Here is a 20,710-nt window from a genome sequence, read left to right on the forward strand (position 1 = left end):
ATAAAAAAGCGAGATTCAATCTCGCTTTTTCGTATCCTTTTAGAAGAAACTTAGTCTTCTTTTCTCTTAGTCAGTCCGTAGGCTGCTAGAGTCGCCATGAGGCCTGCTGCGACCAAGCCTGTAGAGTCTTGACTTCCTGTTGCAGGGAGTTGTTTTTCATCTGCTTTGCTAGTAGTTGGTTCAGCTTGCTCGGCTTTCTCAACGGCAGTTCCGACTTCGACAACTTGAGCGACCGCTTCCTGCGATACCGCACTATTGACAAGGGTTCTTTCTTCCTTGCCGTCGGCAGTAGTGCTGACAGAGTAGAAAATCGTACGACGACCATTTACACCAGCAACGATGACTTGCATTTGTCCGAGTGGTAATTGCGGATTTTCACGTGTTACGGTAGTGAACGGAATCTCTTCCTCTTGGATGTCCAGTCTAGGTTTTGCCTCTACGGCTGGAGCAAGACCGTGTTCATCCCCTTTGTGAGTAATAGGGGCACCGATTTCAACCACTTGGGTCACAGGTTCTTTGATTACTTGGCTATCTAGAACGGTTTCTGTTTGTCTACCATTTTCAGTAAGGACAGAGATGTAATGAGTGCGTTCGCCATCTACACCTGGTGTGACAATCTTTTCTTGCTTAGCTGGGAGGCTCGGATTTTCCTTCTTGATAACTTCAAATGGAATCTTTTCTGCTCTTGTGATGAGTTCCGGTTTGGTTTCAACGTTGGCAGCTAGTTCGTTTTCATCGAGGCTTCCTGAGTGAGTTGCCGCTGGTTTGAGGCCTAGGCGGGCTGCTTTGAGTTTAGCAACAAGAGCGTCTAACTCGGCTTGTTTGCTGCGATTGAGGTTGTAGTTGAGAGCCTCTTTAGCTGCATTTAGAGCATCGAAGCTTTCCTGGCTGTATCCTTCCAAGTTAGTAGGGATTTGAGCAAGCTCCTCACGGAGAGCATTGTAGTCAGAGCGGAAGTAGTCTTTGTTGTGATCTGCGAAGGCAGTCATGAGTTCAAAGATTTCTTCTTCCTTGTACTCAGCACTTGGTCTATCTGCCCAGATAGCAAGCATACTACCAATAGTAGGAAGGTCTACCTCTGGATACTTGGTAGAAGCAAGTTGGTTAAATGGCACTTTACCAGAGTTTTCAATCGCCTTTGATAGTGGGTAGGCTTCGTCTGCTTTGTGATTGCCTAAAACATAGTACCAGTCTCCGTTGGTATTAAGAAGTTTGTAGCCTTTGCTTGCCAGATACTGAGGAGTTGCAAGGTTATAGCCCCACCACCCTTTAGACCAGTAAGAGATGATGACATCCTTGTCAAACTCAACATCATCCTTGTCCTCGTAGTAGAAACCATCGTTGAAGGCCATTGGTTGAAGGCCTCGTTCTTTGGCCATGGCAGCAAGAGTGTTAGAGTACTCAGCAAACTTGCCATAGAGATTGTAGTATTTTAGATAATACCAGCCTTGAGCGTTGGTAGCATCATTAGCGTATTCGTCTGTACCGTAGTTAAAGATCTTAGTCTTGCCTGCAAAGAAGTCCATGTACTTGCCGATAAGGGCTTTTGTAAAGTTCATCGCTTCTTCATTTTCAAGGTCCATGGTTGTTTTAGAGACCTTGTCAAAGTTGGCTTGAGGGTTTGCGATACCTAATTTTTCCATAGCGACAAGCATGGCATCCATGTGACCTGGGCTATTGATTGCTGGGATGAGTCCGAGGCCTTTTGATTTTGCGTACTCGATCAATTCAGTGATTTCAGCCTGGCTAAGAGTGGTTCCGTTTGGATCATCGTAGTAAGCTTTTGTTCCTTCAATGATGGCATTTTTGACATCGTCACTTGCATAAGTTTTTCCGTTAGCAGTGATAGTCATGTCATCAAGTAGGAAGCGAAGTCCGTCATTTCCTAGGAGGAGATGCACATCAGAATATCCAAGTTCGCTAGCTTTATCAATGATACGTTTGAGTTGCTCAGCTGAGAAGTACTTACGTCCAGCGTCGATTGAGATCACCTTGTTCTTGGCAAGTTTTTCAACTTCGCGTTTTGCATCTTCTTCTTTTTGAGCTTCTGGTGTGAAGGTCAAGTTGCTAACAGCTTCTTGGAGTTTTGCGATTGCCTGGTCAATGGTGTCTTGTTGGGCGCGACTGAGGTTGCTATCGAGTGAGCGAATAGCTTTTTCAGCTTCTTTGACAGCTGCGACACTTTCCGCAGTATAGCGGTTAAGGTCTGTCGGGACTTCTTTCAGAGCTTGCTCAGCAGACTCATAGTCGGCAGCAAAGTATTCAGCATTGGCATTTGCGAAGCTACGCATGAGTTTGAAGAGACGTGATGGAGAATAGCGTTGAGCTGGGTCATCGGCCCAAGCAGCTACCATACCACCAATGAACGGAATATCTGCTCCTTCAGATTTTGGTACAGAAGTGATTGGAGTGTTCTTGATTCCATTGAGCCCTTGGTCCAGGTTGTACCAGCCTTGGCCGTCGGCATTTCGTCCGAGAACATAGTACCAAGCATCGTTGGTATTGAGAATTTGGTGACCTTTCTCAACTAGAAGTTTAGAAGAAGCGACGTCATATCCGCCCCATCCACCAGTCCACATAGAAACGATGATATCTTTGTCAAAGGTTCCAAAGCTTGTATCGCTATTGTAGTAGATACCGTCGTTAAAAGCCATTGGTTTGAGGCCGTGAGATTTGACGATGCGAGCAAGGTCATTAGCGTAGGCGATAAATTTATCATAACCCTTGTCTGGGAATTCATCTTCTGGATACCATTTATAGGCTTGAAGAACGCTCCAGCCTTTGGCATCTGTAGCATCATTGGCGTACTCGTCTAGTCCGATGTTGAAGATGTCAGATTTGCCAGCAAAGTATGCAGCATACTTGTCGATCAGGGCTTTGGTAAACTCAACAGCTTCTTTGTTATCAAGGTCAACGGTTCGAGCAGATTCCTTACCAAAGTAGTTGAAGTTCGGTTTTTGGATGCCTAGTTCTTTCATGGCATGCAAAATCGCATCCATGTGACCAGGGCTGTTTACAGTTGGGATGAGACCAATGCCTTTGTTTTTAGCATAGTTGATCAAGTCCGTCATTTGACTCTCTGTCAAATGGTTGCCGTTTGGATCCTTGTAGTAGGCATTGGTTCCGTTTTCGAGTGCACGTTTGACATCATCGCTTGCATAGGTTTTGCCATTGGCTTTGATCGTCATGTCGTCCAGCATGAAACGCATGCCATCATTTCCAACTAGTAAATGAAGATCAGTATAACCATAGTGTTTAGCTTTGTCGATGATTTCTTTGAGTTGCTCAGGCGAGAAGTACTTGCGTCCAGCATCAATTGAGATCATTTTTCGTTTAGCCAGTTTTTCATTTACCTGAGCTGCTCGTTCCGTACTAGGAGTGGCTACTGCAGGTGTGGTTACTGCAGGTGTGGCTGCTTCATTTTTCTTTTCTGAAGGAGAGTTTTCTGCAGGAACTTCAGTTGGAGCAGGACTTTCTTTCTCGGCAGTAGGAGTTGGAGCAGCATTTTCTGTCAGAACTGGTGCGCTTGACTCTTCTGTTTTTGGAGCAACTGTATGAGGAGCCTCCGTGTCTTCTTTGATCTCCTCTTTTACAGGTTCTTCAGCCTTTTCTTCCAGTTTTTCTGGGGCCTTGGACTCTCCAGCCTCATTGGGTGTTTGCGGACTCTCCTGGACAGTTTGAACTGTTTCCCCAGCTGTTGGAGTCGGAGTAATCCCGTCGGCAGCTGCGACTTGTGCGCTAAAAGCAAATCCTATAAGTACAGAAGCTGCTCCAACTGCGTATTTACGGATGGAGAAGCGCTGTTTCTTTTCTAGTTTCATGACAAAACCTCCTTGTTATTATCATATATGATAGCGTTTACATAAAACCAATTTTATTTTATTATCTAAGGGGTAAAATGTCAAGTGGGTTTATATAAGAACTATAATAAATGGAGGAAAACATAAGATTTAGGAGAAAATTGCCAATAAAAGATAAAGATAGAAGGAAAAACGAAGCAAGTATTTAACTTGTTTTTAGTAAAAATGCTACTAATTAAATAAGAGCCCTTCATAGTGTTTTCACAACTTCTTTCTCGTGCTATAATGAATACAGAAAAAGCCTGAGCTAGGCTCAGGCTTTTTCTTAATGACCTCGGTTACATGAGATGAATTTGATTTTGTAGTAGTCTGCTCGCTTATAAGTTTCACTATAGGCAAGGACTTGGCCAGTGGCCTCAAGTTTTGTAGTCTTCGTTTGGAAGACAGTTGGGAATTGTGTATCGATTCCGAGTACAGAAGCAGCATGCTCTGGAGTTGGGAATGCGATTTCGTTGATTTCCTCAAAATGTTCATCACTCATGTGAATGCGGTAATCCAATTTGAAACGTGTATAGATAGAGCTATAATAGTCAAGATTTGGATAGTTGGCATTGATGTATTGCTCAGGAATATAAGATGTGTGGTAGATGTATGTCACGTCGTTTGTCTGACGAATACGTTCAATCTTATAGTAGAATTGATCTCCACGTAGTCCAAGTTTATCTAAATATTCAAGTTTGTTTCCGCGCTCGATAGAAAGGACAGTAACTTTATCGTCTTTTGTTTCAAAGACTTCAACATCTGAAAACTCAACGAGTTTGTGCTTGCGGGCACGTGAAACGAAAGTACCTTTACCTTGTTGGCGGACAATGTAGCCGTCTTTAGCAAGGTCATTCAAGGCACGAACAACTGTGATTGAACTCACATCGTACATTGCGATCAATTCGGCTTCTGTATAAAATTTATCTCCACTTGCAAATTGACCAGAGATGATTTTGTTTTTTAATTCATCTTTAATATATTGGTATTTAGGAATAGCCATAAATTTCACCTCGATTCTCTTTCTCCAATTTTGATTTTACCACAAATATAGAGAAAAGAGTAGTATTAAGGTCAAAAAATTAAAATAATAGACTAAAAATGTTATTTTACATGTAAAAAAATTCATTTGATGTTCTTGTGAATTATCATACATAAAAAGATCGTTTTCATGCTATTTTTAGATAATTTCGGTAAACGGTAAGTAAAAAAATAGAAAAATTTTAAATAATTTTCTAAAACCTATTGACAAATGCAAAAGATTTGATTATAGTTAATATTATAATAAATGAAAGCGCAAACTTAATTCGTCAGAGGTAATAACATGACCAGATTTAAAATTGAGGACGATTTCTATTTAGACGGAAAACCGTTCAAGATTTTGTCCGGCGCCATTCATTATTTTAGGATTCCAGCAGAGGATTGGTATCATTCTCTCTATAACTTAAAGGCGCTTGGCTTTAATACAGTCGAGACCTATGTGGCTTGGAATTTACACGAACCTGTTGAAGGGGAGTTTGATTTTGAAGGTGCCAGAAATTTGGAGAGATTTCTTCAAATTGCACAAGATCTAGGTCTCTATGCCATTGTACGCCCGTCTCCATTTATCTGTGCGGAATGGGAATTTGGTGGCTTGCCGGCTTGGCTCTTGACAAAGGACATGCGAATTCGCTCGTCCGACCCGGCCTACATCGAGGCTGTTGCTCGCTATTATGACCAATTATTGCCAAGGCTTGTGCCTCGCTTGTTGGATAACGGCGGAAACATTCTCATGATGCAAGTCGAAAATGAATATGGCTCTTATGGAGAAGATAAGTCTTATCTACGAGCAATTCGGAAATTGATGGAAGACCGAGGGATTGATTGCCCACTCTTTACTTCAGATGGCCCATGGAGGGCTACTCTGAAAGCCGGAACCTTGATCGAAGACGATCTCTTTGTGACAGGAAACTTCGGTTCTAAAGCTCCGTACAACTTTTCACAGATGCAGGAATTCTTTGATGAGCATGGCAAGAAATGGCCCCTCATGTGTATGGAATTCTGGGATGGTTGGTTCAACCGTTGGAAAGAACCCATCATCACACGGGATCCTAAAGAATTGGCAGAAGCTGTTCGAGAGGTATTGGAGCAAGGCTCTATCAACCTTTACATGTTCCATGGGGGGACAAACTTTGGTTTCATGAATGGTTGCTCGGCTCGAGGGACTCTGGATTTGCCACAAGTCACATCTTACGACTATGATGCCCTTCTCGATGAAGAAGGAAATCCAACTGCTAAATACCTAGCAGTCAAGAAGATGATGGCAACACACTTCCCAGAGTATCCACAGTTGGAACCACTTTACAAGGAAAGCATGGAAATGGAATCCATTCCACTAGTCGAAAAAGTTTCCTTGTTTGAAACCCTGGATAGCTTGGCAAGTCCAACTGAAAGCCTCTATCCAAAAGCGATGGAAGAACTTGGTCAAAGTTATGGCTACCTTCTTTATCGTACCGAAGCAAGTTGGGATGCAGAAGAGGAACGTCTCCGTATCATCGATGGACGTGACCGAGCTCAACTCTATGTAGATGGTCAATGGATTGCCACTCAATACCAGACAGAAATTGGTGAAGATATCTACTGTCAGGGAAATCGAGAAGGCTTTTCAGAGATTGACATCTTGGTCGAAAATATGGGGCGTGTCAACTACGGACATAAGTTCTTGGCGGATACGCAACGTAAAGGAATTCGTACAGGTGTCTGCAAGGATCTACATTTCTTACTGAATTGGAAACAATATCCACTGCCACTGGATAATCCTGAGAAGATTGATTTTTCAAAAGGATGGACAGAAGGACAACCAGCCTTTTACGCTTTCGACTTTACTGTTGAAGAGCCGAAGGATACCTACTTAGACTTGTCTGAGTTTGGTAAGGGAGTTGCCTTTGTCAACGGGCGTCACTTAGGACGTTTCTGGAACGTCGGCCCGACCCTCTCACTTTATATCCCTCATAGCTATCTCAAGCAAGGTGATAACCGCATCATCATCTTTGAAACTGAGGGCGAATATAAAGAAGAGATTCATTTAACTCGTAAACCTACACTAAAACACATAAAGGGGGAAAACTTATGACAATTGTAGGATGCCGTATCGATGGACGTTTGATCCACGGTCAAGTAGCCAATCTTTGGGCTGGAAAACTAAATGTTTCACGCATTATGGTTGTAGATGACGAAGTTGTTAACAACGATATTGAAAAGAGTGGTTTGAAACTTGCAACACCACCAGGTGTGAAACTCAGTATCTTGCCAGTTGAGAAAGCAGCAGCAAATATCCTTGCTGGTAAATACGATAGCCAACGTCTTTTTATCGTTGCACGTAAACCAGACCGTTTCCTTGGTTTGGTCGAAGCAGGTGTACCGCTTGAAACACTCAACGTCGGCAATATGTCTCAAACACCAGAAACTCGCTCTATCACACGTTCTATCAACGTGGTAGACAAGGATGTGGAAGATTTCCACAAACTAGCAGAAAAAGGTGTGAAACTCACTGCTCAAATGGTTCCAAATGATCCAGTTTCAGACTTTTTGAGCTTATTAAAATAGGAAAAAATTTTTAGGAGGTCATTGTTATGATACAACCGTGGCAAATTTTACTTCTCACTTTGTACTCAGCTTATCAAATCTGTGATGAGTTGACAATCGTTTCATCTGCAGGTTCCCCTGTATTCGCTGGTTTCATTACTGGTTTGATCATGGGAGATGTGACAACTGGTTTGTTTATCGGTGGTAGCTTGCAGTTGTTCGTTCTCGGGGTTGGTACCTTTGGTGGTGCTTCTCGTATCGACGCAACTTCTGGTGCGGTTCTTGCAACAGCATTCTCTATCTCTCAAGGTATTGATACAGACCTTGCGATTACAACAATCGCTGTACCAGTAGCAGCACTTTTGACATACTTCGACGTTCTTGGACGTATGACAACTACTTTCTTTGCACACCGTATTGATGCTGCGATCGAACGCTTTGACTACAAAGGTATCGAACGCAACTACCTACTTGGTGCGCTTCCATGGGCTCTTTCTCGTGCCCTTCCAGTATTCTTCGCTCTTGCTTTTGGTGGTGCTTTCGTACAATCAGTAGTAGACCTTGTTAAAGAATACCAATGGGTTGCAGACGGTTTGACACTTGCAGGACGTATGCTTCCAGGTCTCGGATTTGCAATCTTGCTTCGTTACCTTCCAGTTAAACGTAACCTTCACTACCTTGCAATGGGATTCGGTTTGACAGCTATGTTGACTGTTCTTTACTCATATGTAACAGGTCTTGGTGGAGCTGTTGCGGGTATCCTTGGTACTCTTCCTGCTGATGTTGCTGAAAAGATTGGCTTTGCTAACAACTTCAAAGGTTTGTCTATGATCGGTATCTCTATCGTAGGTATCTTCCTTGCAGTTGTTCACTTTAAGAACAGCCAAAAAGTAGCTGTAGCAGCACCTTCTACACCATCAGAAAGTGGGGAAATTGAAGATGACGAATTCTAATTACAAATTAACAAAAGAAGATTTTAATCAAATTAACAAACGTAGCTTGTTTACTTTCCAATTAGGTTGGAACTACGAACGTATGCAAGCTTCTGGTTACCTTTACATGATCTTGCCACAATTGCGTAAAATGTATGGGGATGGAACTCCTGAATTGAAAGAAATGATGAAAGTTCATACTCAATTCTTCAATACTTCACCATTCTTCCACACTATTATCGCTGGTTTTGACCTTGCCATGGAAGAAAAAGATGGTGTGGGTTCAAAAGATGCCGTTAACGGTATCAAGACAGGTTTGATGGGACCATTCGCTCCTCTTGGAGATACTATCTTTGGTTCACTTGTACCTGCTATCATGGGATCTATCGCAGCAACTATGGCGATCGCTGGCCAACCATGGGGTATCTTCCTTTGGATCGCAGTTGCAGTTGCATATGACATCTTCCGTTGGAAACAATTGGAATTTGCCTACAAAGAAGGGGTTAACCTTATCAACAACATGCAAAGTACTTTGACAGCTTTGATTGATGCTGCATCTGTACTTGGTGTCTTCATGATGGGTGCTCTTGTAGCAACAATGATCAACTTTGAGATTTCTTACAAATTGCCAATCGGTGAAAAGATGATTGACTTCCAAGACATCTTGAACTCAATCTTCCCACGCTTGCTTCCAGCAATCTTTACTGCCTTTATCTTCTGGTTGCTTGGTAAGAAAGGTATGAACTCTACTAAAGCGATCGGTATCATTATTGCTCTTGCTGTAGCTCTTTCTGCTCTTGGTAAATTTGCACTTGGAATGTAATTGATTATGACTAAATCATTAATTTTAGTGAGTCATGGTCGCTTCTGTGAAGAACTTAAAGGTAGCACAGAAATGATCATGGGTCCACAGGACAACATTCATACAGTGGCTCTTCTTCCAGAAGATGGCCCAGAAGAATTTACTGCAAAATTTGAAGCTGCTATCGAAGGATTGGATGATTTCCTAGTCTTTGCGGACCTTCTCGGTGGTACACCATGTAACGTGGTGAGCCGCTTGATCATGGAAGGTCGCAACGTGGAACTCTACGCAGGAATGAATCTGCCAATGGTGATTGAATTTATCAATGCCAGCCTTACAGGTGCAGATGCGGATTATAAGAGCCGTGCTGCAGAAAGCATTGTAAAAGTCAACGACCTGTTAGCGGGCTTCGATGATGACGAAGATGAATAAGATGTGACAACGTGAAAATCGTTAGAACAGCTTGTATAGAATAAACATGGGAATGGGAGTCACTCCCATTCCCATATTTTCAATAGGAATGAAACGACAATAGATTAGAGGAACTCTATGCTAAATTACACAAAAGAAGAATTACTTGAACTGGGTGCAGAAATCACGACTCGTGAAATCTACCAACAGCCTGATGTATGGAAAGAGGCTTTTGAAGCCTATCAAGCAAAACGAGAAGAAATTGCAGCATTCCTACAAGGAATCGCTGATAAGCATGACTATATCAAGGTCATCTTGACGGGTGCTGGTACTTCTGCTTATGTGGGAGATACCTTGGTGCCATATTTTAAGGAAGTCTATGACGAGCGCAAATGGAATTTCAATGCCATTGCGACAACTGATATTGTTGCCAATCCAGAAACTTATTTGAAAAAAGATGTGGCGACTGTCCTTGTTTCCTTTGCTCGTAGTGGAAATTCGCCTGAAAGTGTGGCGACGGTTGATTTGGCTAAAGCCTTGGTTGATGACCTCTATCAAGTGACCATTACTTGTGCAGCGGACGGGAAATTGGCTCTTCAAGCCCACGGTGATGACCGCAATCTCTTACTCTTGCAACCAGCTGCTTCCAATGACGCTGGATTTGCCATGACTTCTAGCTTTACGTCCATGATGCTAACAGCTCTCTTGGTCTTTGATCCTACAGAATTTGCTGTGAAAGCTGAACGTTTTGAAGTTGTGACGAGCCTTGCTCGTAAGATTCTAGACAATGCAGCAGATGTTAAAGAGCTTGTTGACCTCGACTTTAATCGTGTTATCTACCTAGGCGCTGGTCCTTTCTTTGGACTTGCTCATGAAGCTCAATTGAAGATTTTGGAATTAACAGCTGGTCAAGTGGCGACCATGTATGAAAGCCCAGTTGGCTTCCGTCACGGTCCAAAATCATTGATCAACGAAGATACCGTTGTTTTGGTATTTGGTACAACGACAGACTACACTCGCAAGTACGACTTGGACTTGGTTCGTGAAGTGGCTGGTGATCACATTGCTCGTCGTGTCGTGCTCTTGAGTGATCAAGCCTTTGGTCTTGAAAATGTCAAAGAAGTAGCCCTTGGTTCTGGCGGTGTCTTGAACGATATTTACCGTGTCTTCCCTTACATCGTTTATGCCCAACTCTTTGCCCTATTGACTTCACTCAAGGTAGAAAATAAACCAGATACACCGTCTCCTACTGGTACCGTAAACCGTGTGGTACAAGGTGTGATCATTCATGAATATCAAAAATAAGGAAGTGTCTATGAGTAAATTACAATTAAGTCCCAATAAAGTAGCTTGCTTGCAAAAACTCTCTGACGAGAACGGCATTATCTCAGCTCTTGCCTTTGACCAACGTGGTGCTTTGAAACGCCTCATGGCTCAATACCAAACAGAAGAGCCAACAGTGGCTCAAATGGAAGAACTCAAAGTATTGGTTGCAGATGAATTGACTAAATACGCATCCTCTATGCTTCTAGACCCAGAGTATGGACTTCCAGCTACAAAAGCGCTTGATGCTAATGCTGGTCTTCTCCTTGCTTATGAGAAAACTGGCTACGACACAACAAGCACCAAACGCTTGCCTGACTGTTTGGATGTTTGGTCTGCAAAACGCATCAAGGAACAAGGCGCTGATGCTGTCAAATTCTTGCTTTACTACGATGTAGACAGCTCTGACGAACTCAACCAAGAAAAACAAGCCTACATCGAACGTATCGGCTCTGAGTGTGTGGCGGAAGATATTCCATTCTTCCTTGAAATCTTGGCTTACGACGAAAAAATCGCTGACGCAGGTTCTGCAGAATACGCTAAAGTCAAACCACACAAGGTTATCGGTGCCATGAAGGTCTTCTCAGACCCACGTTTCAACATCGATGTCTTGAAAGTTGAAGTTCCAGTTAACGTCAAATACGTTGAAGGCTTTGGCGATGGTGAAATCGTGCATACACGCGAAGAAGCGGCAGCTTTCTTCAAAGCACAAGACGAAGCTACTAACTTGCCATACATCTACTTGAGCGCAGGTGTATCAGCCAAACTCTTCCAAGAAACACTTGTCTTTGCTCACGAATCAGGCGCAAACTTCAACGGTGTTCTTTGCGGCCGTGCAACTTGGGCTGGATCAGTTGAAGCCTACATCAAAGACGGTGAAGCAGCAGCTCGTGAATGGCTACGCACAACTGGTTTTGAGAACATTGATGAACTCAACAAAGTTCTCCAAACCACAGCGACTTCATGGAAAGAACGTGTAGAAGCATAAAAACAAGAATAGAAGAATCCCTTTTTGTTAAGAAGATACTTAAGGTTTTCTGACAAAGGATTTTGAAAATAAAAACTACAACCATAGATGGTAAATACACTCTCTATGGTTTGTTTACTTGAGAGAAATGGATCAAAGGAGAGAAGAATGAAAGCATACACAGAGCGTGTATTTGGAAATCATGAGGGCAAGGATGTCTTGGCCTATCGCTTTGAGACTGACAGTGGCTATCAACTAGAAATCATGACCTATGGTGCGACCATCTTGCGCTATGTCACACCTGACAAGGCTGGAAACTTTGCCAATGTTATCTTAGGATTTGATGATTTTGCTAGCTATGTAGGCAATAGTCCCAAGCATGGAGCAAGTGTAGGTCCTGTAGCAGGCCGTATTGCTGGAGCGACATTTGAACTCAATGGTCAGACCTATGACCTTGAAGTCAACAATGCTAGCAACTGTAACCACAGTGGTTCAACAGGTTGGGATTCGAGCTTGTTTGAATTGGTAGAAGTGAGCGACAATGGCTTGACTCTCTACACAGAGCGTACAGACGGGACAGGAGGATTTCCTGGTAATCTTAAGATTTGGATTAGCTATCACTTGGAAGAAGCTGGCGCCTACGAAATTAGCTACAAGGTAACGACAGATCAGGACACGCTGGTTAATCCAACCAACCACAGCTATTTCAACTTGTCTGGTGATTTCACGCAGACAGTTGACCGCCATGTCTTCCAACTAAATACGGAGGGCATTTACCCAATCGCTCCTGACGGTGTTCCGGCTAAGACTCCAGATGCTACTCGTGATGTGGTTAAACACATCTACAATGGTGCTTTGTTGAAGGACATCTTTGCAGAGGAAGATGAGCAAATCCAGTTGGTATCTGGTTTGGATCACCCATTTGCCCTTCCTGCCGGTCATGACAATGCTGGTTTCCTTTATGACCAAAACTCAGGTCGTTTCCTGCTGTTCAAGACAGAGGCCCCTTGCTTTGTGGTCTACACAGCAAACTTTGTGGATGAGAGTGTCATCATTGGAGGCCAGCCAATGGTGCAACACAATGGGATTGCCCTTGAAGCGCAAGCTTTACCAGATGCCATTCACAGTGACTTCAAAGACCAAGTCATTCTCAAAGCAGGCCAAACCTTTACCAGCAAAACTCGCTACGAGCTTGTTGTCAAATAAAAAAGAAGAGCTGGTTTCCAGCTCTTTTGAGTTGTCTTCGTTGACATTTTATCTCAATAGTGTATAATAGATGTAATCTATAAGGTTACAACAAAAAGGAGACACCCTATGACTTATGCTTACCAAAGCCACATTTACCTAGCAGAGGCGGTTTTAAATGTCAAGGATTTGAAGAGTCAAACGGCTTTTTATCATCAGATTATTGGCTTGGAGATTTTATCGCAAACGGAGGCAGAAGCGATTTTGGGACTAGGTAGAAAAGCCTTGGTCCACTTGATTCAGGCAGAAAAGTCTGGCGAAGTAAGGGAGCATTATGGGCTCTACCATCTGGCGATTTTGTTGCCGACACGAAAAGCTTTGGCAGATGTCTTGAAACACCTAAGTGATTTGCGTATTCCTCTGGTCGGGGGTGCAGATCATGGATACAGTGAAGCCCTTTATCTGGAGGATTTGGAAGGAAATGGCATTGAACTCTACCGTGATAAGCCAGTGTCTTCATGGGATATTCGAGAAGACGGTCGTATTATCGGTGTGACCGAAGCCCTTGCGGCACAGGACATCTATGAGTTAGGGGAAAAGGTGGATCCCTTTATCCTAGCGGAAGGGACGAGAATGGGGCATATCCATCTATCGGTTAAGGATAGCCACGCGGCGAGCCAGTTTTATCAAAAGGTGTTAGGGCTAGAGGATAAATTTAGTATTCCGAGTGCTAGTTGGATAGCGGCTGGTCAGTACCATCACCACCTGGCTGTTAACGAATGGGCTGGAAAAGGTCTGGCTCCGCGTGAGCAAGGCTTACTAGGCTTGGCCTACTACGTCCTTGAGGTCGAAAGCAAGGAAGAACTCTTAGCCATCGTTCAGCAAGCACAAGAGCTAGAAGCACCGATCAAATGGCTAAATTCGAGTGAACTGGATCTTGTAGACCCAGATGGGATTGTGACCCGCATTCGCTTGGCACGATGAGACGAGGAAAACACATCATTTACTTTAGAGACATAGAAAAAGGCGGATAAGCTCGCATTCTGTTTTTAGAATGCGGACTTGTTCGCTTTTTTATGGAATGACGAAGCCTTTTTTGACTCTAGCCAATCTATCTATCTATCGGGGATATTTTCCCTTTTCTGGGGGTTCATGCTATAATACTAATAAACTTTTCTTTCTCTAGGAAGGCAAACGCCGAAAATGGGCTAGAATGCTGGCAATCGTTGTCACGATGCTTTTAAGAGAAAGTAGAACTCTGTTTGAACATCCGTATTGAGTTTAGGAGACGGGAAATAGATGGACACAAGTGTAAAAAATTTAATCAGTATGGGCCCTCTGGAGGACTCTTTTATCTATTATGATCTGAAGAATCAAGTATTCTACAGTGTAAAACAAGGCATGAATTATTCAGCCATTGCAGCCCCTATTGCAATCTATTCCTTGCAACGGCTGTCAAAGTTGCTCAACCAAACCTTTGGAGATGTCTCCTCACCTTTTAATCTGATCTTCTTTATCCTGATGTCTCTGTTTTTGGTTTTCGGGACCATTCTCCTTGCCAAATCTACCCGACGCAACATGAAGACAGATAGATTTAGAAAAGTCCGGCTCACAAAAGCCAATATCAAAACACTTAGGAGAAAATCTAGGGCGTTGACAGTAGTTGGCTACATTTTTGTTTTAATAACGATTTTTTCAGCCTATCGTTATCTGGCTGTTTCTGATTTTCAATTTTTAATTATGTACATGTTAGGGATTGGTATTCTTACATATATAGTCTATGATTTTCGGATGAAAACACGCAAACGACTGTTCAAGGAGCTGATGGAGACATTACAGGACGGTAGCCGAGGGAAAGAGGGAGAAATGTAAGATGAGAAAAATCATTTATATAGGCCAAGGATGCCAGCAATCCGTCTACTATAACACAAAGACGAGAGAGGCTTTAGCGACAGAATCTAGCGCCTCGTCAGAAACCGACGGTGCCATCAGTTCAAAGAAATCCAAGTGGCCTTGGGTTGTCTTCTTTGCTTTCTTGCTAGTTGCTATTATCGGTATTTGGATTCGTTCCTTGATAGCACCCTTTAGATTGAGTGAGTGGATGGCACCTATCCATCTAGCCGCAATCCTTTTCGTTTTTATCGGAAGTGTTTATGGATTTGAAAAACTCTTCTACAGTGGGGCTAAGTCGCTTGTCCCAGCAAGTGAAGAGCAGTTTAAAGAAGCAGTTGAAAGTAGTACTTTTTGGAGGAAGTCTCCAGATAAGGAACCAACAGTCGATAAAATCATCTTGTATCTATTTGTTATCCTCGTTCTTCTATTTGTTTTTGTTATTGTTGTGTTCTTTGCCATACCTGGGACCTTCATTCCCTACTATGAACATGAATGGTTTGAGCCGTCGATGTTCATGGTGCCAATCGGAGCAACGATCGTCCCAATTAGTGTCGTACTGCTCTTGTTCCAAAACAACCCTATCCGCTGGCTGTTAGCCGTACGAAAATACAAGCAGGGGAAAGTATTATTTAGGGAAGAGAAGAACTAGAAACACGAGAGAAACGCTATTACCATTACCAGTGGTTGGTGATGGTGATGTTTTATCAACAACCTATGATAAAATTGAAGTTTCTGATTATAGTGATTAGTGAAAACTGTGGTGATTTTATATGAGAAAAATAATTTTTATTGGACAGAGCGGTGATAAGGCCGTTTACTATAATACGCGAACAAAAGAGGCTCTTGTAGCAGATAAGAGTGCCTTGTTAAATACAGAAGGGGCTAGGAGATCGAATAGGGGGATTGCTCCTTTAATTGCTATATTCTCTTTGTTAGGTTTACTCGGAGGATTTGTTGCAATACCAATTTTCTCAGGCCTTCGTTATAATAGTGGGATGGTTCCTATTTTTATTCTTTGTCTTTCCTTTATCCTATTTGGATTTATATGGATGATGGAAGTCGCCTTATATAAAGGAGTGAAACGAGTCCAAGGAGCAACAAAGAAAGAGTTTAAAGAAGCAGTTTATTCAAATTTGTTCTGGGAAAATTTTAGTGAGAAAAAAGCGACGTTTGCGAAAATGTTGGCTTTTATGATTGTCATGCTACTAGTTTTTATGACTACTATAGTAATATTTGCTGCTGCAATTCCGGGCACTATTGACTCATTCAATAAGCAAGAGGCATTTGATATACAAATCTTTTTCTTGCCTTTAGCAGGTCTCTTTCCTGCCTTGTTGTACCTTTTCTTATTCCAAAACAACCCTATCCGCTGGCTCTTAGCTGTGCGAAAATATGAACAGGGGAAAGTGATATTTGGGGAAGAAAAATAAGTGGGGGGATAAGATGAAAGAAAAGTATATTGAATTTTTAAATATGGCAGTTGTGGATACTAGTCCTATAAAGCGTTTTGATTATATAAGGGCTTTTGCAATGGAGGTTGTTTTTACTTTACTAATATTTATAGTATCTATTTTTATAAAAGGTGAGATGCATGATGTGAGTATGATAATCTTTTACATTACCATTTATCATGCAGTAGCTTTATTGTCCATGTTCTTGCTATTCCAAAAGTTTTCCAAATCAAAATTCTTGCAATTGATTCCAGCCAGTTCTATTTTGATTTCTCATGTTGAGTTTCTCTTCTGGGGATCTATATTTTTAGGGAAGAACTATTGGTCTGTCTTCATGGTATTGATTAGTCTAAGTCTTATTTTTCAGCTACTCACCTTTGTTTATCAGTTGTTAATTGTTCCTAAGGCTAAGAAATTACCACATGGCGAGTATAGGAAGAATCTTTTATTTCTTCCTTCTGTTATTTGCCTATTGATTTCAGCAACTGTAGTAATCATAGCACGTTTATTTACGTTGTCAGGAATATATATAGTTACTCCCCTTGTTGTAGCGAGCATAGCCTGTCTTCCCTACTATTGGCTTGAGTATGCACGAGTATTCACCGGTTGGAAAAAGAAAAGCACCAATAACTTTGTTTATAGAGGAGAAATAAAATGAAATTAGTGAGAATGTCTAGCAGTAGTACAGCTCATGCTAGGAGGATAAGATGAAGGAAAAATATTATGAATTTTTGAATATACTGATGACTGGTTATAAGCCAGTAAGAAATTTAAATTTCTATCTTGCATTTTTATTCGAATTTCTATTTACTTCAGTAGTACTGATTGTTTCTATATTTACTAAGAATCAAATGCATAATCTTAGTATATTTTTGATTCATGTTACTATTGTCCATATGGTAATAGTACTGCTTGCATTTTTGTTGTTTCAAAAATTTTCCTCTTCAAAATTATTACAATCAGTTCCGACGACTTCGTATCTTTTTCTTCATTTTGAGTTTCTTTTTTTGAGCTCTATATTCTTTGGGGAACAGTATTTATCGATATTCTTTCTTTTCATTGGATTGAGTTTTGCTTTTCAAGTGATAAACTTTTTTTATCAAATATCAATTGTTTCAAAAGTAAAACAAATGCCAGATACTGAGCATAAGAAGAATTTGTTACACTTACCAGCTCTTATTGTAACAGTAATGTCGGCGGTAATAGTAGTCATAACACGATTGTTTATGTTATCTGGAATCTATATTATCATCGGTTTAGTAGGAATGAGTATTTCATGGAATTCGTTCTTTATTCTCGGCTATACTCAAGTATTCACAGGTTGGAGAAAGAAAAGTACCAATAACTTTATTTACAGAGGAGAAATAAAATGAAATTAGTGAGAATGTCTAGCAGTAGTACAACTCATGCTAGGAGGATAAGATGAAAGAAAGATATTATGAATTTTTAAATATGGCAGTTGTAGATACTAGTCCTATAAAGAACTCTGACTTTTTAAAGTCAGTTGCGATGGAGGTGATTTTTGCCTTACTGATATTTATAGTGTCTATTTTTATAGAAGGTGAGATACATGATGTGAGTATGATTATCCTTTACATCACGATCTATCATATATTGGTTTCGTTGTTCATGTTTTTGTTATTCCAAAAATTTTCCAAATCAAAATTATTCCAATTGATTCCAGCTAGTTCTATTCTAATTTCTCATGTTGAGTTTCTCTTCTGGGGATCTCTATTTTTGGGGAAGAACTACTGGTCTGTCTTCACGATTTTAATTGGCCTAAGCCTTATTTTTCAGCTACTAACCTTTGTTTACCAGTTGCTAATTGTCCCTAAAGCTAAGACTTTACCACATGGTGAGTATAGGAAGAATCTTTTATTTCTTCCTCCTGTTATTTGCATATTGATTTCAGCAAGTGTAGTAGTTATAGCACGTTTATTTATGTTGTCAGGAATATATGTAGTTACTTCCCTCGTAGCAGGGAGCATAGCCTGCCTTCCCTTCTATTGGCTTGAGTATGCACGAGTATTCACCGGTTGGAAAAAGAAAAGCACGAATAACTTTATTTATAGAGGAGAAATAAAATGAAATTAATTAGAATAGATATCAGCGATATTGCTTATACAGAGAAAAAAGTTCCCATGGATTCTTTTCTAGATTTGATTGAAGGTTGTGAAAAATTATTATTTGAGACAGGGGTCTATAAAAATGGTCCGACAACGATTGAAACATGTTTGAGCACTTTTGGAAAGCCAGGAGAAGCCTTGTTTAAGGTCTATATTCCGACAAACATCCCAATTGAAGGAAATGATGAATTTCAATATCTAGAACATTTTACAATTAAGCAGTGTGTCTCTGATGTAACTCCATTTGATGAACATTTCCTTCCAAAAATTGAAGAAATGAAGCAGTATATTCAAGATGAGGGGTTGGAAATGCAAGGAGATACCGTTTTTCTAGCGATATTGCCAATATTTGGACAGCTCTTTGTTGAAATTAATATCCCAATTAAGGAGATTTCAGATGCTATTTAAAAACGTGGGAGAATACCAAGATATACAATATAGAAATGTTATCTCAAGGTATTACACAGTATCTCCAGAAGAGATGCCAGACACTTATAACGCTTTTTTAGACGAAGTAAGAAAAGCAGGATATACGCTTCGAGGACCTTTCTTTTATACGATTAATTCCAAGTTAGAAGAAAATCAAGATGTGTTAATGGAACTGTTTATCCCAGTAGAAGAAGAGTATATTGAAGATGCTTTGCCGAAAGACTTTTTGTATCACAGTCTGTTTCAAGTTTTAAATACTGTTTCAACTAGAATTTTGGAACCAGATGATGAGTTAGTACGAGAAGGAATCGACTTCTTAGCTGGCTATATTCATTTTCGAGATTATAAAGAGTTGACCCCTCCCTTCTTTTTTACCACATCAATTGATGAGAAATTTTATACGGATATAAAAGTAGGAGTATTGAAGGAGTAAGTCTGATTCCATCTGATAATCGACTGCTTCCAAAAGTTAGATTTGTTAGTAAATTTTGGGGCTTCTGTCAGTGATACAGCTGAAAAAAATATGGGACAGTGCGGGAGATGCAGTTAATGGATTTTTCTCGGGGTTAGGTAGTGTATTTTAATAATAAGGAGAAGAAATTATGCATAATTATAAATTTTTGCTTAGTTTAGGCAATTATAAAGAGGATAGTTATTATGTAGATTTAATCACAGGTGATTTAAAAAAATCTATTGCTCATAAGGTATCTGAATCCAAAATATTTTTGTCTTCTATCATTGGTTACCATATTCTAGGAATTGGGTTCTTTAAAAGCGTTGAATCTAACGTGGTTCTAAGTATTTATCTGTTACTGGTGTCCTTTGCGCTTTCGATCATTGCTGCGATTGTTTTTAATAAACGGCTATATAAGAATACAAAATTTGAAAAGGTTGAATTTACAAAGGATGAGTATGAGGAATTTCGAAAGCAAGTGAAAAAACATAACTTTGTTCCTGTGAGAAGTGGGCTATTTTGATATTGTGGTATAATAGAACAAGAACATTTTCTTTCTAGCACCTTGAAAATTCTATATTATCGCTTGTTTATCTAATCTGCTATTTACAAAAAAATATCCTATCCCTCGCTGTTAACTTCCACCCTCATGATGTGGCTTTCTTGCTGATCGACTACAAGGGTGGTGGGATGGCCAATCTCTTTAAAAACCTACCTCACCTCTTGGGGACGATTACTAACTTGGATGGTGCCCAATCCATGCGGGCCTTGGCTTCGATCAATGCGGAGATCCATCGTCGTGAACGACTCTTTGGAGAGTTTGAAGTCAACCATATCAATCAATACCAGAAGAAATTTAAAAACGGAGAAGCGACAGAACCGCTCCCTCACCTCTTCCTCATCTCAGATGAGTTTGCGGAGCTCAAGGTTAACCAGCCAGACTTTATCAAGGAGCTGGTATCCATCGCTCGGGTTGGGCGTTCCCTCGTGGTCCACTTGATCCTAGCTACTCAGAAGCCATCTGGTGTGGTGGATGACCAGATCTGGTCTAACTCACGCTTCAAGATTGCCCTTAAGGTGGCGGATCGTTCGGACTCCAATGAAATGCTTCATACACCGGACGCGGCCGAGATCACCCAGACAGGTCGTGCCTATCTACAGGTCGGAAATAACGAAGTCTATGAACTCTTCCAGTCAGCCTGGTCAGGTGCGGATTACCAGCCGGATAAGGACGATATGGGGATCGAGGATCATACCATCTACCTGATCAATGAATTGGGGCAATATGAGATCTTGAATGAAGACCTATCTGGCTTAGAAGATGTGGATGAGAT

General features: G+C 41.1%; 20 protein-coding genes and 1 pseudogene. 19 read left to right on the forward strand and 2 right to left on the reverse strand.

From position 1 onward, the window contains the following. Positions 1–50: 50 nt before the first annotated feature. Together strH and O3652_RS09890 are read right to left on the reverse strand one after the other, a co-directional pair. On the reverse strand, positions 51–3,821 hold the full coding sequence (strH, locus tag O3652_RS09885; RefSeq protein WP_371590391.1) for an LPXTG-anchored beta-N-acetylhexosaminidase StrH: 3,771 nt from the start codon (positions 3,819–3,821) through the stop codon (positions 51–53). 304 nt (positions 3,822–4,125) lie between these two features. Beyond that, on the reverse strand, positions 4,126–4,842 hold the full coding sequence (locus tag O3652_RS09890) for a GntR family transcriptional regulator (protein ID WP_049506255.1): 717 nt from the start codon (positions 4,840–4,842) through the stop codon (positions 4,126–4,128). Positions 4,843–5,163: 321 nt separating this feature from the next. Between O3652_RS09890 and O3652_RS09895 the strand changes: the two genes are divergently transcribed. The 19 genes and pseudogenes from O3652_RS09895 to O3652_RS09985 all read left to right on the forward strand — a co-directional run. Beyond that, positions 5,164–6,951: a beta-galactosidase family protein gene (locus tag O3652_RS09895; protein WP_371590392.1), complete on the forward strand. Its 1,788-nt coding sequence runs from the start codon at positions 5,164–5,166 to the stop codon at positions 6,949–6,951. Next, positions 6,948–7,424: a PTS system mannose/fructose/N-acetylgalactosamine-transporter subunit IIB gene (locus O3652_RS09900; RefSeq protein WP_000156968.1), complete on the forward strand. Its 477-nt coding sequence runs from the start codon at positions 6,948–6,950 to the stop codon at positions 7,422–7,424. Before O3652_RS09895 ends, O3652_RS09900 begins: the two co-directional genes overlap by 4 nt. Positions 7,425–7,450: 26 nt before the next feature. After that, the gene (locus tag O3652_RS09905; RefSeq protein ID WP_084859321.1) at positions 7,451–8,356 is read left to right on the forward strand and encodes a PTS mannose/fructose/sorbose/N-acetylgalactosamine transporter subunit IIC; all 906 of its coding nucleotides are present in this window, start codon (positions 7,451–7,453) and stop codon (positions 8,354–8,356) included. Continuing rightward, positions 8,343–9,158, forward strand: coding sequence for a PTS system mannose/fructose/sorbose family transporter subunit IID (locus O3652_RS09910; protein WP_371590393.1), 816 nt, complete (start codon positions 8,343–8,345; stop codon positions 9,156–9,158). Before O3652_RS09905 ends, O3652_RS09910 begins: the two co-directional genes overlap by 14 nt. A gap of 6 nt (positions 9,159–9,164) precedes the next feature. Next, complete coding sequence (locus O3652_RS09915) at positions 9,165–9,569, forward strand: PTS sugar transporter subunit IIA (RefSeq protein ID WP_371590394.1); 405 nt, start codon at positions 9,165–9,167, stop codon at positions 9,567–9,569. 117 nt (positions 9,570–9,686) lie between these two features. Beyond that, a complete protein-coding gene (locus O3652_RS09920) occupies positions 9,687–10,853 on the forward strand; it encodes an SIS domain-containing protein (RefSeq protein WP_371590395.1) in 1,167 nt (388 codons plus the stop codon). A gap of 10 nt (positions 10,854–10,863) precedes the next feature. Next, complete coding sequence (gene lacD / locus O3652_RS09925) at positions 10,864–11,859, forward strand: tagatose-bisphosphate aldolase (protein WP_084942664.1); 996 nt, start codon at positions 10,864–10,866, stop codon at positions 11,857–11,859. 147 nt (positions 11,860–12,006) lie between these two features. Further along, positions 12,007–13,044 (forward strand): aldose epimerase family protein, encoded by a 1,038-nt coding sequence (locus tag O3652_RS09930; protein WP_371590396.1) that lies wholly within the window; start codon positions 12,007–12,009, stop codon positions 13,042–13,044. 108 nt (positions 13,045–13,152) lie between these two features. Continuing rightward, complete coding sequence (locus O3652_RS09935; RefSeq protein ID WP_371590397.1) at positions 13,153–14,007, forward strand: VOC family protein; 855 nt, start codon at positions 13,153–13,155, stop codon at positions 14,005–14,007. Between the two features lie 315 nt (positions 14,008–14,322). After that, a complete protein-coding gene (locus O3652_RS09940) occupies positions 14,323–14,895 on the forward strand; it encodes a hypothetical protein (RefSeq protein WP_371590398.1) in 573 nt (190 codons plus the stop codon). 1 nt (position 14,896) lies between these two features. Then, the gene (locus O3652_RS09945) at positions 14,897–15,565 is read left to right on the forward strand and encodes a hypothetical protein (protein ID WP_371590399.1); all 669 of its coding nucleotides are present in this window, start codon (positions 14,897–14,899) and stop codon (positions 15,563–15,565) included. Between the two features lie 121 nt (positions 15,566–15,686). Then, on the forward strand, positions 15,687–16,346 hold the full coding sequence (locus O3652_RS09950) for a hypothetical protein (protein ID WP_371590400.1): 660 nt from the start codon (positions 15,687–15,689) through the stop codon (positions 16,344–16,346). Positions 16,347–16,359: 13 nt separating this feature from the next. Beyond that, a complete protein-coding gene (locus tag O3652_RS09955) occupies positions 16,360–17,025 on the forward strand; it encodes a lantibiotic ABC transporter permease (RefSeq protein WP_371590402.1) in 666 nt (221 codons plus the stop codon). A 49-nt stretch (positions 17,026–17,074) separates the two neighbouring features. Further along, positions 17,075–17,740, forward strand: a complete 666-nt coding sequence (locus O3652_RS09960; RefSeq protein WP_371590403.1) for a lantibiotic ABC transporter permease — start codon at positions 17,075–17,077, stop codon at positions 17,738–17,740. A 49-nt stretch (positions 17,741–17,789) separates the two neighbouring features. Next, complete coding sequence (locus O3652_RS09965) at positions 17,790–18,455, forward strand: hypothetical protein (protein ID WP_000664760.1); 666 nt, start codon at positions 17,790–17,792, stop codon at positions 18,453–18,455. Next, positions 18,452–18,901, forward strand: coding sequence for a hypothetical protein (locus tag O3652_RS09970; RefSeq protein WP_000767350.1), 450 nt, complete (start codon positions 18,452–18,454; stop codon positions 18,899–18,901). Before O3652_RS09965 ends, O3652_RS09970 begins: the two co-directional genes overlap by 4 nt. Then, on the forward strand, positions 18,891–19,355 hold the full coding sequence (locus O3652_RS09975; RefSeq protein ID WP_371590404.1) for a hypothetical protein: 465 nt from the start codon (positions 18,891–18,893) through the stop codon (positions 19,353–19,355). The genes O3652_RS09970 and O3652_RS09975 overlap by 11 nt, the downstream gene beginning before the upstream one ends. Positions 19,356–19,524: 169 nt before the next feature. Next, complete coding sequence (locus O3652_RS09980) at positions 19,525–19,899, forward strand: hypothetical protein (RefSeq protein WP_371590405.1); 375 nt, start codon at positions 19,525–19,527, stop codon at positions 19,897–19,899. Positions 19,900–19,982: 83 nt separating this feature from the next. Beyond that, positions 19,983–20,710: pseudogene (locus O3652_RS09985) on the forward strand (FtsK/SpoIIIE domain-containing protein); the annotation flags it as partial.

It is taken from the genome of Streptococcus sp. 27098_8_23, from assembly GCF_041432195.1.
Taxonomy (GTDB): domain Bacteria; phylum Bacillota; class Bacilli; order Lactobacillales; family Streptococcaceae; genus Streptococcus.

Coding starts and splice junctions, on each gene's coding strand:
- O3652_RS09935 (WP_371590397.1), top strand. CDS start 13,153: ATGACTTATGCTTACCAAAGCCACATTTACCTAGCAGAGGCGGTTTTA.
- O3652_RS09940 (WP_371590398.1), top strand. CDS start 14,323: ATGGACACAAGTGTAAAAAATTTAATCAGTATGGGCCCTCTGGAGGAC.
- strH (WP_371590391.1), bottom strand. CDS start 3,821: ATGAAACTAGAAAAGAAACAGCGCTTCTCCATCCGTAAATACGCAGTT.
- O3652_RS09945 (WP_371590399.1), top strand. CDS start 14,897: ATGAGAAAAATCATTTATATAGGCCAAGGATGCCAGCAATCCGTCTAC.
- O3652_RS09890 (WP_049506255.1), bottom strand. CDS start 4,842: ATGGCTATTCCTAAATACCAATATATTAAAGATGAATTAAAAAACAAA.
- O3652_RS09950 (WP_371590400.1), top strand. CDS start 15,687: ATGAGAAAAATAATTTTTATTGGACAGAGCGGTGATAAGGCCGTTTAC.
- O3652_RS09975 (WP_371590404.1), top strand. CDS start 18,891: ATGCTATTTAAAAACGTGGGAGAATACCAAGATATACAATATAGAAAT.
- lacD (WP_084942664.1), top strand. CDS start 10,864: ATGAGTAAATTACAATTAAGTCCCAATAAAGTAGCTTGCTTGCAAAAA.
- O3652_RS09920 (WP_371590395.1), top strand. CDS start 9,687: ATGCTAAATTACACAAAAGAAGAATTACTTGAACTGGGTGCAGAAATC.
- O3652_RS09980 (WP_371590405.1), top strand. CDS start 19,525: ATGCATAATTATAAATTTTTGCTTAGTTTAGGCAATTATAAAGAGGAT.
- O3652_RS09965 (WP_000664760.1), top strand. CDS start 17,790: ATGAAAGAAAGATATTATGAATTTTTAAATATGGCAGTTGTAGATACT.
- O3652_RS09910 (WP_371590393.1), top strand. CDS start 8,343: ATGACGAATTCTAATTACAAATTAACAAAAGAAGATTTTAATCAAATT.
- O3652_RS09900 (WP_000156968.1), top strand. CDS start 6,948: ATGACAATTGTAGGATGCCGTATCGATGGACGTTTGATCCACGGTCAA.
- O3652_RS09915 (WP_371590394.1), top strand. CDS start 9,165: ATGACTAAATCATTAATTTTAGTGAGTCATGGTCGCTTCTGTGAAGAA.
- O3652_RS09895 (WP_371590392.1), top strand. CDS start 5,164: ATGACCAGATTTAAAATTGAGGACGATTTCTATTTAGACGGAAAACCG.
- O3652_RS09970 (WP_000767350.1), top strand. CDS start 18,452: ATGAAATTAATTAGAATAGATATCAGCGATATTGCTTATACAGAGAAA.
- O3652_RS09955 (WP_371590402.1), top strand. CDS start 16,360: ATGAAAGAAAAGTATATTGAATTTTTAAATATGGCAGTTGTGGATACT.
- O3652_RS09905 (WP_084859321.1), top strand. CDS start 7,451: ATGATACAACCGTGGCAAATTTTACTTCTCACTTTGTACTCAGCTTAT.
- O3652_RS09930 (WP_371590396.1), top strand. CDS start 12,007: ATGAAAGCATACACAGAGCGTGTATTTGGAAATCATGAGGGCAAGGAT.
- O3652_RS09960 (WP_371590403.1), top strand. CDS start 17,075: ATGAAGGAAAAATATTATGAATTTTTGAATATACTGATGACTGGTTAT.